The organism is Vibrio genomosp. F6, from assembly GCF_005146325.1.
Classification (GTDB): domain Bacteria; phylum Pseudomonadota; class Gammaproteobacteria; order Enterobacterales; family Vibrionaceae; genus Vibrio; species Vibrio cortegadensis.
In genome coordinates, this window is the sequence record NZ_SYUT01000024.1 from 259,516 (window position 1) to 273,965 (window position 14,450).

Annotated in this window: 12 protein-coding genes; 6 read left to right on the forward strand and 6 right to left on the reverse strand. The window is 43.0% G+C overall.

All coding sequences use genetic code 11. The annotated features are described in order from the left end of the window. Positions 1 to 252: 252 nt before the first annotated feature. The 6 genes from FCV43_RS10020 (at position 253) to FCV43_RS10045 (ending at position 7,004) form a co-directional block, all read left to right on the forward strand. A complete protein-coding gene (locus FCV43_RS10020) occupies positions 253 to 1,074 on the forward strand; it encodes a phosphate ABC transporter substrate-binding protein (protein WP_017053518.1) in 822 nt (273 codons plus the stop codon). An 82-nt stretch (positions 1,075 to 1,156) separates the two neighbouring features. After that, positions 1,157 to 2,086, forward strand: a complete 930-nt coding sequence (gene pstC / locus FCV43_RS10025) for a phosphate ABC transporter permease subunit PstC (protein ID WP_136995078.1) — start codon at positions 1,157 to 1,159, stop codon at positions 2,084 to 2,086. Between the two features lie 44 nt (positions 2,087 to 2,130). Next, entirely contained in the window at positions 2,131 to 3,021 is an 891-nt protein-coding gene (gene pstA / locus FCV43_RS10030; protein WP_050988747.1) for a phosphate ABC transporter permease PstA, read from the forward strand. A gap of 63 nt (positions 3,022 to 3,084) precedes the next feature. Beyond that, positions 3,085 to 3,834: a phosphate ABC transporter ATP-binding protein PstB gene (gene pstB / locus FCV43_RS10035; protein ID WP_017053521.1), complete on the forward strand. Its 750-nt coding sequence runs from the start codon at positions 3,085 to 3,087 to the stop codon at positions 3,832 to 3,834. A gap of 247 nt (positions 3,835 to 4,081) precedes the next feature. After that, positions 4,082 to 6,196, forward strand: coding sequence for a sensor domain-containing diguanylate cyclase (locus FCV43_RS10040; RefSeq protein ID WP_113798461.1), 2,115 nt, complete (start codon positions 4,082 to 4,084; stop codon positions 6,194 to 6,196). Between the two features lie 187 nt (positions 6,197 to 6,383). After that, positions 6,384 to 7,004, forward strand: coding sequence for a YgjV family protein (locus tag FCV43_RS10045; protein WP_136995079.1), 621 nt, complete (start codon positions 6,384 to 6,386; stop codon positions 7,002 to 7,004). A gap of 158 nt (positions 7,005 to 7,162) precedes the next feature. Here the strand turns inward: FCV43_RS10045 and FCV43_RS10050 are convergent, their stop codons facing one another. The 6 genes from FCV43_RS10050 to FCV43_RS10075 form a co-directional block, all read right to left on the reverse strand. Beyond that, positions 7,163 to 8,833: a BatD family protein gene (locus FCV43_RS10050; protein ID WP_136995080.1), complete on the reverse strand. Its 1,671-nt coding sequence runs from the start codon at positions 8,831 to 8,833 to the stop codon at positions 7,163 to 7,165. 5 nt (positions 8,834 to 8,838) lie between these two features. Next, the gene (locus tag FCV43_RS10055; protein WP_136995081.1) at positions 8,839 to 10,788 is read right to left on the reverse strand and encodes a VWA domain-containing protein; all 1,950 of its coding nucleotides are present in this window, start codon (positions 10,786 to 10,788) and stop codon (positions 8,839 to 8,841) included. Further along, on the reverse strand, positions 10,781 to 11,758 hold the full coding sequence (locus FCV43_RS10060) for a vWA domain-containing protein (RefSeq protein WP_136995082.1): 978 nt from the start codon (positions 11,756 to 11,758) through the stop codon (positions 10,781 to 10,783). The genes FCV43_RS10055 and FCV43_RS10060 overlap by 8 nt, the downstream gene beginning before the upstream one ends. After that, complete coding sequence (locus tag FCV43_RS10065) at positions 11,751 to 12,233, reverse strand: DUF4381 domain-containing protein (protein ID WP_136995083.1); 483 nt, start codon at positions 12,231 to 12,233, stop codon at positions 11,751 to 11,753. The genes FCV43_RS10060 and FCV43_RS10065 overlap by 8 nt, the downstream gene beginning before the upstream one ends. Next, positions 12,230 to 13,168, reverse strand: coding sequence for a DUF58 domain-containing protein (locus FCV43_RS10070; protein ID WP_136995084.1), 939 nt, complete (start codon positions 13,166 to 13,168; stop codon positions 12,230 to 12,232). The genes FCV43_RS10065 and FCV43_RS10070 overlap by 4 nt, the downstream gene beginning before the upstream one ends. A gap of 74 nt (positions 13,169 to 13,242) precedes the next feature. Further along, positions 13,243 to 14,214, reverse strand: a complete 972-nt coding sequence (locus tag FCV43_RS10075; RefSeq protein WP_136995085.1) for an AAA family ATPase — start codon at positions 14,212 to 14,214, stop codon at positions 13,243 to 13,245. Positions 14,215 to 14,450: the final 236 nt, after the last annotated feature.

A 14,450-nucleotide genomic window follows, 5' to 3' on the forward strand; every position in this document is an offset into this window, starting at 1 on the left:
TGTGATGTTGCTTCCATTGAAAGATAAGTTTCAGACTAACACTATTTATCTTTCTACCCAATAAGTAGTAATCATTCATTTTCGTTATTTTTCGTATTGATCGATAAATTCAAAAAATAATTAAGGGAGTAAACGGTATTTACGCTGTCATAGAGGCTTCAACGAACTGAAACACAACTGTCACATAACCTGCCTAAAGTGAGCATCGTCAAATGAAACACAACGGCAATAAGGCCACTAAAGGAATTTGTGATGAAAAAAACAGTAATCGGCGCAATCGCTCTATTCGGTGCTTTAACAGTGACTTCAGTTTCAGCAAAAGAAACTATTTCTGCGGTAGGTTCCAGTAGCGTAACACCGCTTATGGAAGTGTTTTCTGAAACATACATGAAATCGAATTCAAATGTTTATATTGAAGTGCAGGGGCCGGGTTCTTCTGCAGGCGTTAAAGCGGCAAAAAATGGGTCAGCAGATTTAGGGATGTCATCTCGCAATCTAAAAAGCTCTGAAAAGGAACCTGAATTAAAAGAACTGGTCATTGCTCGTGACGGTATTGCGGTCGTAGTAAACCCTAAAAACGGCATTCAACAGTTGACGGCTGAACAGGTTACAGCAATCTATAAAGGCGAAGTGAGTAACTGGAAAGATGTTGGTGGTGCAGATAAGCCAATCGTTGCGATTACTCGTGATACCGCGTCAGGCACTCGTGGTGCATTTGAAGATATCATGAATTTGAAAAAGAAAATATCAGGTGTAAAAGTGTCAGCTATTTCGCAACGAGCACAAGTTGCTAATGGTAATGGCGCACTGAAAACAATGGTCGCTTCTAACCCATATGCAATTGGCTATATCTCTTTAGGTACAGTGGATAATTCAGTACATGCATTACCTATTGATGGTACTGCCGCGACAGTAAGTAATGTTAAGAATGGCTCATACAAAGTAGCTCGTCCATTCCTTGTTCTTTATAAAGAAGGCAAGCCTTCAGCTTCTACACAGCAGTTCCTTGACTGGATGGTTACCGATGAAGCTCAAGCATTGGTTGCTAAAAAAGGTTACATCTCAGTTAACTAGAATAAATCATTATTGCTCAGTCCACATTTCGGGCTGAGCCTTTTTTACCCATATCGAATTATCGACATATGAGTATTTGGTTATGACCATCGCAACAAATAGTGAAAAGCTTATGAATAGCTCATCGATCTCAGTTAAACGTGGATTACGGACGAAAAAGCGGGTTGATTGGAAAGAACGTATTTTTCACGGTTTATTTTTAACCAGCGCGATTATCGGCATTGTGTCATTGTCCGTTATTGCTTATTTCATTTTTAAAGAGAGTATCCCTGCATTTCAAGCGGTCGGTGTTTCAGGCATCGTTCTTGGACAAAACTGGCTTCCACCTGCGCTTTATGGTGTTGCAACAATGATTGTTGCCTCTGTGGTTTCAACGTTAGGTGCAGTGGTGGTTGGAGTCCCAATTGGCTTACTAACCGCGATCTTCATTGCTGAAATTGCACCAAAGCCACTGGCTAATATTATTCGTCCTGCGGTTGAGTTACTCGCGGGTATTCCTTCGGTGGTATACGGCTTTTTTGGTTTGGTGATCATCGTCCCTCTTATTCAGAATATATTCCAAGTTCCTGCGGGTAATACGATTTTGGCTGGAATTATTGTATTGGGTATCATGATTCTGCCAACGGTTATAACGGTATCAGAGACGTCAATACGCGCCGTTCCAAGTGCTTACAAAGAGGGTTCTTTGGCGCTAGGGGCATCAAAGATATTTACTATTTTTAAACTATTAGTTCCTGCCGCTCGTTCTGGGATCATGACGGGTGTGATTCTTGGTATTGGCCGTGCGCTAGGAGAAACGATGGCGATTATCATGGTGATGGGAAATGCGCCTGCAATGCCTGAAGGCATTTTAGACTCTGCTCGAACGTTGACGGCCAATATCGCAATCGAAATGTCTTATGCCAGCGGGATCCACGCGAATGCACTGTATGCGACTGGCGTTGTATTACTGGTTTTCATCATGTCACTAAACGCTGTTTTACTGTATTTAAATCGTGAAAAAGCGAGGTAACTATCATGACTTCACAAAATATGACCACCTCAGAGAAAAAAGCGATGTCGGCGTCAACAGCACCCGATAAATTGAAAAGTACAAAACTTAAAAAACAGCGTCAGTTCAAAGATAATGTATTAAGTGTCTTTATTTGGGGCGCTTCAGCATTAACAGTAGGCTTCCTGTTTTGGATCATGTGGTACATCCTTTCAAATGGTTTGCAGCATGTTGATTGGAATTTTGTTACCGATGACTACACACGAACAGGGGATGAACACGGAATTTTCCCGATGATTATCTCGACGATCTATATGGTGATCGCGTCGATTTCAGTCGCCGCACCGCTTGGGATCATGACGGCAATCTACTTAACGGAATACGCCAAAGTGGGCAGTAAATTGGTTAAGATTATCCGTTTCTGTACCGAATCATTAGCGGGAATTCCATCGATCATATTTGGTCTATTTGGTATGACTTTCTTCGTGGCAATACTTGGGTTAGGTTTTTCCATTTTGTCGGGAGCATTAACGCTGAGTATTTTGATTCTTCCTGTCATTATTCGAACAACGGAAGAGGCTCTAATGGCAGTGCCGCAAACGTATCGAGAAGGATCTTATGGGCTAGGCGCTCCAAAAATTTATACGATTTGGCGTTTAATTCTACCAAGTGCCATGCCTGGGATTTTGACTTCCGTCATTTTGAGTATTGGCCGTGTTATTGGAGAGTCGGCACCTGTATTTCTTACCGCAGGTATGGTGGCGCGTATCCCAGATAGTTTATTGGATTCAGGAAGAACGTTAACGGTTCACCTGTATAAGCTCACCACGGAACTATTTTCTATTGAAGAGTGGAACCAAGCCTATGGCACGGCAACTGTATTGATTGTAGTGGTGTTACTGATCAACACCCTGACCAAACTGATAGCCAGTCGCTTTAATACTGCAACGTATTAAACATTGAGTACTTCAAGTACATAGTCGCTATCAGCCACAACAGAATTTAAGAGAACTTAAAATATGAACAAATTTGATATTCAAGACCTCGATCTTTTTTACGGTGAAAATCAGGCACTAAAAACCATTAACTTACCTGTACCAGTGCGCCAAGTTACGGCATTGATTGGTCCGTCGGGCTGTGGAAAATCAACATTACTTCGGTGCTTAAATCGAATGAATGATTTAATTGAAGGTGTGAAGATCACTGGTCGACTTGAAATGGATGGTGAAGATATTTACGGCAATATTGATGTCGCCGATCTCCGCATCAAAGTCGGCATGGTATTTCAAAAACCGAACCCTTTTCCTATGAGTATTTACGAAAATGTTGCGTATGGATTACGAGCTCAAGGCATCAAAGATAAGAAGCATATCGATTCCGTGGTTGAGCGTTCGCTACGTGGTGCCGCGCTTTGGGATGAAGTAAAAGACCGATTGAAATCACATGCCTTTGGTTTATCTGGCGGTCAACAACAACGATTATGCATTGCTCGTACTATCGCAATGGAGCCTGATGTCATTTTAATGGATGAACCAACATCCGCGCTTGATCCTATTGCAACCCATAGAATTGAAGAGCTGATGGAGGAGCTGAAAAAAGAGTATACGATCGTTATCGTGACTCACTCAATGCAGCAAGCAAGACGTATCTCTGATCGTACGGCTTTCTTCTTAATGGGAGAACTAGTGGAACATGATGATACTGCCGTTATTTTCAGTGAACCTAAAGATGACAGAACAAAAGGCTATGTTAATGGTGATTTTGGTTGATATGCAATCATGCGCTAGTAGTAAATTCTAAGAAATCACTATAAAAATATATGCGATGAATTTTGCCTCACTTTATGTGGGGCTTTTTTTTGGAAACAAAATCCCAATAATGTCTAAGTACTCTAGGATGTTGCAAATAGAGTTTCAAAAATGCGGTGCATTTAACAATCGACATTTAACGCCATTGATTGCATATGGTTTTTTGAGCAATGATCCAGCCATTAGATGACATTATTGGGGTCCCTTGGTGTATATAAAAACGTTCTCAAAACAAGTTTCAGCAGTAAGAGATCATAGAGTGTTGGCTGAGGTGTTATTTGCTTACCTTCAAGAGGAGCTAAGTATCGAGGGCGCGCTCATTTTTCGTGATCCTATTTATAGTCCACGAACTGTCCCGTTATTCTCAATTGGTACTTTTTCATCACTCATCTCTTATCCATCTACTTTTTGGAAGTGGGCGGCACAGTTTGATACTGCGGAAGGATTCATACCTATCGCCATGAATAGCTGTATATGGGATGAGAAACCAAAGCATGAATGCTCTTATGTCATGATGCTGGATAATTCAACGGCTTCTCGAACTTACATTATCATTCAAGGTATTAAAGATGAGAGTGTCGAAAAAATATTTGAATCTACATTTGAGTTTTTACAAATTGCGGCGGCAAAATGGCAATGCGTGCGAGCTGAAAAAAATGCGGCTTTAGAGATTAAAAATCGAGATGTACGTGAAGCGCAATACCTCGATGAGATTAAAATGCGCGAACAGTTTGTAAACAACATGAAGTTGGTACAAAAGGTCGCCTTAGAGCTGTCTAATCCAAAATCCCTTGATGAATTATATAAAGCAGCAGTCGAAGCGGTACGTGATCAGCTTGGCTTTGATCGTGCGGTATTCATGTTACTTGATATGAAGAAGCGATGCTTCAGTGGGACTTATGGAACGGACGAATTTGGGAAAACAAACAGTGAACATCAGACCCAGTATGATATTCATCAGCTAGAAGAAGAGTACATTGAAGGGTTATTCAGTAAAAAAAAGAATCTGGTTGTGATCGAAAATGCCCCTCTCTACACGGCTGGTAAAGTGGTCGGGCAGGGGTGGAATGGCATGCTGATTTTAAGAGAAGCGGGAGAGGCTTTTGGTTGGATCGCAATGGATAATTTGGTTCATCGCAATGCAATTACTGATTATCAGAAACAGATGTTGGAGTCTTTTGGTTCGCTTCTGGCGCAAATATATATCCGTAAGCGCCAAGAGCAGAGCGTTCGTATGCTGCACTCTAGTATTGTCGAGCTTTCGAGGTGCGCGACGGTAAGTGAAGTTTGTAAGTCCGCCGTCACCTTTGCGATTCAACATTTAGGTATCGATCGTTTAGCCGTTTTTCTAACCGATGAAAAATGCTCTTATATGCAAGGTACATGGGGGACTGATACTCAAGGCAATGTGGTGGATGAATCCTACTATCGAAGTGAAACCACGAATAAATCGATCGTGAATCAAGCGAGATCGGTACCAAACGAAGTGGCTTTTGAAGAGTCAGTTCCTGTTTACCATGATTGTAAAATTGTAGGTTTTGGGTGGACATCAATGACGATGCTGACCAGTAATAGTGGTGTCCCTATCGCTTTTATCGCCGCAGATAATTTGCTAACTCGTAGTCCATTAACGTCCCAGTTGAGAGAAATGATCCGTATGTTTGCGTCAAGCTTAGCCGAAGTGCTTCAGCGAACGGAAGCGCAAGAGGCGATCCGAGAGTTGAACGAAAACTTGGAGCAAGAGGTCTCTAAACGAACTCATGAATTAGAACAAGTGAATAGGCAGCTTGAGGTGCTTTCAAAAATGGATCCTCTGACCCGCTTAGGCAACAGAAGAATGTTGGATTATCACTTGGAAAAATTATGTGAAATAGAGAGCGAGAGGGAACTCACTTTTGGGGTCATCATTCTTGATATCGATCATTTCGGGCTGTTCAATAATTATTATGGTCACCTTGAAGGGGATATCGCCTTGATTCGAATCGGCAATATCCTTGAGCGATATGCTTCAGGTGAAGATCAAACATTTTGCCGCATTGGTGGTGAAGAGTTTGCATTATTACTTGTAGATACCACCGAAAGAGAAGTGGAAGAGAAAGCGGAAGCGATACGTCAAGGTATCGAGAATGAGAACATTAGGCACATTGATAACCCTGACAATACATGCTTAACGGTATCCATCGGGTACACATGGACCACAATGACATCGGCGAACTTTAATTTTGACTCGCTATACAATAAAGCTGACGAAGCTCTATATCATGCCAAAAGGTCAGGACGAAATTGTGTGAGTTGTTTGGACCTATCGAGTGAAAATGCTTAGTTGAGTGGAATGCTTAGTTGAATGAAAATACTTAGTCGTGTGACGCTGACATAGAAACATTTGATTTATCTTAGTTGGAATGTCGAGAAGGTCAGAGTTTCGGGATGTAACGAGGTAGCTTGTTTTGCTTCTGCTATGTTTAATAAATATCAGGTTTATTAAATATCAAAAGCATAAGGGCATCAAAATGGAATTTGATTGGGTTGAATGGTTTGGTTATTTAGCTTCGCTTGTGGTACTCGTCTCATTAACCATGACGTCGATTATTAAATTACGGGTGATTAATTTTATTGGTTGTTTGTTATTTGCGGCCTTTGCCTATTTCATTGATTCATACCCCACCATGTTAATGAACCTTGGAATAGCGGGGATTAATGTGTATTACCTCTACAAAATTAGCCACACCAAAGAGAAGTTTAAACTGATTTCGGCGTCGGTTGGTTCTGAATATTTTGAGCACTTCATTACAGCAAACCGCGAAGATATAGAGCGGCAAATATCGACAGAAGAGTTACAGTCAGCAGACACCGCTTTTTATATGCTTCGTAATAACAGTATTGCAGGGTTGTTGGTGGGGAAGAGAGAGCAAGATGGAGTACTGAACGTCTTACTTGATTATGTCACGCTAGAGTATCGTGATTTCAAAATTGGCCAGTATTACTTTAAAACGCATCCTGATGTGATAAAAAGCCGAGGGTTCAATTCGTTACACGCGCACGCAAATAGTGATGAACACCGCACTTACTTAGAAGCGGTAGGGTTCCTGCCTTCGGACGCGGATGATCAGTTATTTATTAAGTATCTGTAATTTCAATTACCCTAATGAATCAGATAAAAGGGAGCCAAAAATTCATTTGGATCCCTTTTCTTCACTTTAACTGCTATCTCGTATTAATAACTATCTCACCTCAAAAGCGACCACCTCACACCAATCTGTCATGCCGCAGTTGTGATAGTTATCTTCATTTAAAGTTTCGCTAGCACTGATTTGTGTTTCGACTCTTGCGCTGTAGCGCTGGTTTTCATCACTTTTTTAATCAATTTAAGCAATGACTTGTTATTCCACTGAGACCGAATTTCCCCATAGTGGCTTTCATGCATTCGCTGAAGTTCATTCTCCATCGCATGGCGAACATCTATGTCTAAATTGACTTGGGAGTTCATCCAACTAGAGACAGCTTGTTGAATACGAATCGGATCACCGGCATCAATGGTTTGCAGTATGCCAAGGTCTTGAGGGGCGAGCTCGGCTTTGCTTGCTTGTGTTCCGACATTTTTTGGCTTGGTTCTCCAAATCTTGATGGCAATAAGCAAGGTGATTAGCCATAACGTGGCAAACATATAAGTCAGATATGGCCAAATGCCGGCATCAATAACCGTGATGGTTTGTGTTTCAACAGGCACAGCCTTAGTTGGCGCGTTTGGCAAAGTCAGAGCCGTTTCGTTACCCGGTTTTACCTCTAAGGTTAGTCCATTAATATTCGCTGTTTCCTGTTGTTTTAACTGAGTATTCCACCATGGGATTTTTACAGAAGGAAGTGTCACACTGCCTGTCGATTTCGGGATCAACACTTGCTTCACTGTCATTACGGTTTGACCCTGATCGGTGATGTCAAATTGAGGTTTTTCATCATAGACTCTAAGAGAGTCTGGATACGTTACATTCAAATTCGGCAATTGAGTTTCAGACAATCCATCAACGGTTAAAGAGATGGTTCGAGTGAGTGATTCACCAACTTTGGTATCGAAAGTCGAGGCAGGATCGAGATTTTTACCAGACTCATCTTGCCAAGTCTGTTTGAGTGTTAGCGATGGTGTTGGTAGCCAAAATCCACGGTAATTATCGGGTTTGGCTAATACTTTGATCGTGTAGGAATCGGCTTTGGTATTCAGTTGGATTAGACGTGTGGAGCCATTGCGGTTCCCTCCATAAACCACGGCACCTTTCAAACTTGGACCTAACAGTGTCGCGTTAGTGTGCCCATTATCATCAGCGGTTATGTGATAGCTCTGATCGACAATCGTCACTTCCATTCCATCGATAACGCTTTGATATTGCTTGGAGTCCCCAATTGCTTCGATACGGACTCCGGTTGCTTTCGGTTGGATTATTTGTGGGTTTTGTAAGCGTCGCGGATCCGCCTTAATAATCAGTCGGGCATGAAACCGTGTACTTTCATTCGGGTAGAGCTCATTTTTCTCTAGCTGAGTTTGAAATTCAACCATGTCGCTTTGGCTAGGAGCCGATGCGTCGATGCTTGATTGAATAACGATAGGCTGAGTTGATACACCCCCGACAGAAAAACTAGGGATTGTCAGTGTTCCTAATTTGAGTGCCGCGAGAGAGACCGTCCATTCACTGCGGACACTCCGATCACCATTGATGATATTAATCGCCGAACCGAAACTTGGGCGACCTAGATAGAAATCGGACTCTAGTGATGTAAAGTTAATATCTTCAGAGCTGAGCTTATGATCCGCGACAATTTTAAGCTGAAACACTTCATCTTTGGCGACTCTGTTTTTACTTACGCTTGCGACTAAGGACTCAGCATGAGCGATTGAGCTTAGGCCTAGCACTAGGCTAAAGAGCATCGTGGAGAGTACTCTTATGAAAAATGGATAGGTGCGTTTCATTCTATTTACCACTTTTTATTGTTTTGTTGAGGGGCGTTTCTTTGTTGCGCTTGTAACAACATTTGCGCTCGTAATAATCGACTAGGATCGCGAGCACTTTCGACTTGTTCTAATCGCCTAACATCTGGGTCAACCTGTTGTACTTTACTGTTCTCTTCTGGAGAGGAGTCAGTTGATGGACGGTTGGCTGTTTGGGGATCGTTCAGGTCTTTCTCTTCAGGCAATTGAGTACCTTCAGAGGGCTTATCCTGTGAAGGCTCAGTTTGTGACTGCTCCGCTTGTGGAGACTTAGCCTGTGGAGACTTAGCCTGTGGAGACTTAGCCTGTGGAGACCTAGCTTGTGAAGATCCAGCTTGTGTATCATTCTCATCACTAGGTTCCGGTTTAGGTTGCGAGCCCGAATGATCGCCTTTTTGTTCGCTGTCTGATTTCTCGCTTCCTTTATGAGGCTCAGAACGATCATTCTGTGCCGATTCGTTTTTTGAACCTTGCTGACCACTCTGTTTATTCTGTTGAGATGACTGGTCTTTGTCCGATCCTTGTGACTGAGAAGCGTTGTCATTCTGCTCTTGGTTCTGTTTAGAATCTTGTTGCTGTTGCTGTTGCTGTTGCTGTTGCTGTTGCTGTTTAGCTTGTTCAACAATGTCCAAGTTCTTCTTTGCAAGTGCATGGTTTGGATTGTTTTTTAGCAGCTTTTGATAGTGTGCAATAGCGTCATCTAGCTGACCGGATTGAGCATATGCATTGGCAAGGTTATATTGATCATCTTCACTGTTTAGAGGTGTTAACGTCTCTATCGCGGATTGATAATCTCCCGCTTTATACTGAGCTGCACCTTTCCAACTTTGATTTGAAAACTGCTGAGCGGCAGATTGGAAATCTTCATTTTTAAATGACTGGTAGGCTTGCTGATCATCCGTTTTCCAAGGGTTCGCTTGACTTGGTGTTGGGTAAGCAAGTGGTAAAAACAGTAATGCGACACTCCAGATGCCACCTTTTCTAAATAGAAATAAGCCAGGGATCAACAGTAGAGGAACTAGCCAGAAACCATTATTGACTCGTTCGGTCAGTTGTTGGTCACTGTGCTTTTTAGCGCGGCCTTGGTTGCTAAGTTTTTGATTTGCAATCAGCTCTACATCACTGTTTGAGTGCTGAAAAGGCGCAAAAACGCCACCTGTTGACTGGCTTAATGACTGCATATTACTCAGGTGAGATTTCGCGATAACGGTAGCCCCTGAGCTCTGTTTAAGCAGGCTTCCATCACTGAGTTTTATTGGTGCACCCTCTTCTGTTCCAATGGCTAGAAATGAGAGTTCCCACTGTTGGTTAGAAGTGAGAGCCTGAATCTCTTGATATTCACGGTCATCAATATCGTCACTGATGAGAATGATCTGACCTTGATGATTGCCTGCATTGGTTAACATCTCGATGGCGAGTTTCACTGCTGAAGCTGCATCGGCTCCTTGATATGGCATGATTTCAGGAGATAAGTTAGGAATGAGAGCATGCAATGTATTCGTATCGCTTGTCAGTGGGCTGACCGTATAAGCATCACCGGCATAAGCGATGAGCCCTGTTGTTCCCTCTTTCCAAAGCGGAAGTAGATCCAAAGCTTTATAGCGTGCTTGGGTTAGCCTATTGGGTTGAATGTCGGTGGCATAGAGAGACATCGACATATCCATGACGAGAACGCGTGCCGTCGCTAGGTCGAAACTCGGCTGCTCTGCTTTTTGAAAACTAGGGCCAGATAAAGCAACAATGGCCACAATACCGCTTAGTGCAAGACCAATAGAGAGTGGTTTGTGATTTTTAGTTTGATTGAAACCGAGCTGATTGGCTAAATGCGGTGCAATCAGCCCTGTTGAGTTTTTGCGTCGAAATAGCCAAAGGCAAAGTATGAAAAGTGGAATGATCGCCACTAGCCAGTAGGGATAGAGAAAAACGAAACTAGCCATGATTTCTCCTAAGAATGATTAATATCAGAGAAAGAAGCAGTGCGAATGACAAGGGGAAGCCAAACCATTCACTTTGAGGTCGCCAAGTTTGTACTGCGGCACTGATCGGCTCTAATTGGTTGATTGTGTCGTAGATGGTGGAGAGTTCTTGGCTATTGCGAGCTCGGAAATACTGCCCACCCGTCATGCTAGCAATCTCCATCAGCGTTTTCTCATCGAGATCCTGAGCAGTATTCACTTTGCGAGTCATGAAGAACTCTTTGACGACCATTTCACCTGCGCCTACGCCAATGGTGTAAATCGTGGTATTGAATTTCTTAGCAATGGTTGCCGCTTCAAGCGGGTCTAACACGCCAGCGGTGTTGCTGCCATCACTGAGTAAAATCATCACTCGTTGTGGCGCATCACTGTCTACAAAGGTTTTCGTTGCAAGCCCGATCCCATCACCAATGGCAGTTTTAGTCCCAATTAAGCGCAAAACGGCTTGATTCAGTTGTTGCGAAATGGTGTTTCTGTCTAGGGTGAGTGGGGTTTGTAAATAGGCGTGATCAGCAAAAAGAACTAAACCTAAGCGGTCGCCTTTACGTTTATCAATAAACTCAGACAGAACATTTTTTACCGCACTTAAACGATCGATAAAGTCGTCACCTTGCTTCATGTCTTGTTGGTTCATGGAGTAGGAGAGGTCAACCACTAGCATCATGTCACGATGCTTAGGTTGAAAATCGACAGGCTCACCATACCAAACTGGCCTAGCACTTGCGCACACAAGCAGTAGCCAGATGGCACAAGCAAGCACTCTTGCCAATAAAACATTTGGCGTTTTGGCTGTTGATTGTTCTGGCAAATAAGGCAGTTGAATGGCTGCTCGCTCTTTTACTGCGGGTGCAAAAAAATAGATTAAAAAAGGCAAGGGGAGGATGAAAAACGCTCCCCACCAAACGAATTCAAGACTAAACCAGTTACTCACGGCCACCTCTCTTTGGTGGTAGAGCTTGTTCGATCCAAATTTGGCAATCTTCAATCAAGTTTTGTTGTGTCTCTGAGGACGGTTTCTGATAAAGAGCTTGCTGCCATACTACGCTATTTGGGACAAAGCGAGGCTGGCTGATTTGAGAGTCCAAAAATGCATACCACTCTTCGCCAGACAGCATAGCAATGCGCTCTCTTGGGTAGTAACTGAGAGCCGCTTGACGCAAGAGTTCGATCGCTGCTGATGGGGTATGTTCCAGAGCTTGGTTGGTAATGATTTTCAGAGCCGCTTTTTTTGGTGCTAGTTTCTTCTTGCGCCAACGCAAATAAATAACAACAAGTAACACCGTAAAGCAGGCCAAAGCCATTAATGACCACCAACCCCATGCGAGCGGCCACCAACTTGGAGCGTCAGGCAGTAAAGCCGGGTTTAATGGTAACGTAGGGGGTTGGGCTGTTGTTGATTGTGTCATGAATGTGTTCCAGTAATTTGCTCAACTAAAGATGTTGCACTTGAGATAGAGGTGTAATTGATTGCGAGAGAGCAACATAAATCGTTCAATTTATTCTGTTCTTTTTGAAAAGCAGCTTCAATATTACGACGGGTATTCGGCGATGAAAAATCAAGCCATAACGCTTTGAAGCCGTTTGATACTTTTTCACTTCCGCGGTAATGGGTTTGACCTTTTTCTAAAGGATCGTAAATATGCACTAAGCGAAGTCGGTTGTGTTTTCGTAGTTGAGTGAGTAGTGCTCTATCTGATTCTTGATAGCGCATGAAGTCACTTAACAGGATGATTTCACTTCCTTTGGGGCAGAGCTGGTGCAATGTTTTTAAACCAGAAGCCATCGACGGCATGTCAGAACCGCGTTGATTCAGCTTGTTTTCCTGCAGCGATTCGCTATGTGCGGCGACTAATTGCTGCATGATTCGAAGAGGGCTACTGGTGCGAGAAGAGGGGCGAAATTCAAACCGTTTATTGCCAGTGTCTATAATGGCTCCGATACGGTCTTTCTGCGCTACGGTTAACCAACAAATTAGACTCGCGATATGAGCAAGTTGTACCGACTTTAGTACCAGTTGAGAGCCGAAAAATAGGCTTGGGTTGAGATCAATATATAGCACCACTGGCTGCTCGCGCTCTTCGCTAAACAGCTTGGTGTGAGGCTTACCTGTTCGTGCTGTCACCCGCCAATCAATACTGCGGATGTCGTCTCCAGGTTGATATTGGCGGACTTCAGAAAAATCCATCCCTCGACCTTTTTGGCGGCTTTGATGCTGGCCACTTAATTGAGACCATAAACTGTTCGCTGGGGGTAACCAGCGTACAGTTTGAGACTTATAGTGCAGGAGTTCATCTAAACAGAGATTCACACCATCACTATGTGGGGGTAATTGGTTATCCATAGAAATACTCAAATTCTTAAGCTCGACTTACTTCTTAAGCACTATCCACTTGTTAATCACTATCCAGCCACTTTTTAAGCACTACCGACAAGGGTCAGAAGTTGAGAAATGACAGTGTTTGGGTGAACGCCTTCTGCTTGAGCGTGATAGCTTAAAAGCAGGCGATGCCTTAAGACTGGAAATGCCATCGCTTGTACATCTTCTGGCGTCACAAAATCTCGATTTGACAGCCAAGCATGAGCGCGTGCACAGCGATCAAGGGCGATCGTTGCTCGTGGGCTAACCCCCATTTCTAACCACTGATCCAACTGTTCTGCGCCAGTGTTGTTGGAGTAAGCTTTAGGCTTTCTGGTCGCCATGACCAAGCGGATAATGTACTGCTCAACACTTTCCGCCATATGAATTTCCAACACCTCTTTACGGGCTTGGAAGATATCTTTCTGGCTCAGGTGTGCAGGTTGAACTGGCGTCGTACCAAGCGCTTCGCCTCGATTAAGACGTAAGATCTCTAGTTCACTTTGAGCATCAGGGTAGTTGACATCGAGATGCAGTAAAAAACGGTCGAGTTGGGCTTCAGGAAGTGGGTATGTCCCTTCTTGTTCAATTGGGTTTTGGGTGGCCATTACCAGAAAGAGTTCAGGCAATTTATAGGTACTTCTACCGACTGAAATTTGTTTTTCGGCCATCGCTTCAAGCATCGCAGCTTGTACTTTGGCTGGCGCTCGGTTTATCTCATCAGCAAGGACTAATGAGTTAAAGATCGGCCCAGGTTGAAAAATGAACTCGCCCGTTTCAGGTCTAAAGATATCAGTACCCGTTAAATCTGAAGGTAAGAGATCAGGTGTAAATTGAATGCGGTGAAAATCGCCCTCAATACAGTCAGCCAAAGACTTAACCGCACGAGTTTTAGCTAAGCCAGGTGGTCCTTCAACTAAAATGTGCCCGTCTGCTAGTAGAGCGACAAGCAGTTGTTTTACTAGCTCAGTTTGGCCGATGATTTGAGATTCTAAATATTGCTTAAGTTGAGTGAAGGCTTCGGACTGCATGAATGTTCTCTCTGTTATTTGTAGCATGAGCTACGTTGTGCTCGAAAATACATCTATTGGTTGATATTAAAAGGGAAAAGTTCCTTAAATCGGCCAACTTTTTCATGTCTATTATTATGGGGACAGATTTAAGCGATCCAACCATTCAGAATTGAAAGATTAAATTTAAAAAACAATTTCAAAATGTCGCAGACAAACTAAAGTTAGTTATACTTTTGCCGATAAAAAAAGATCAA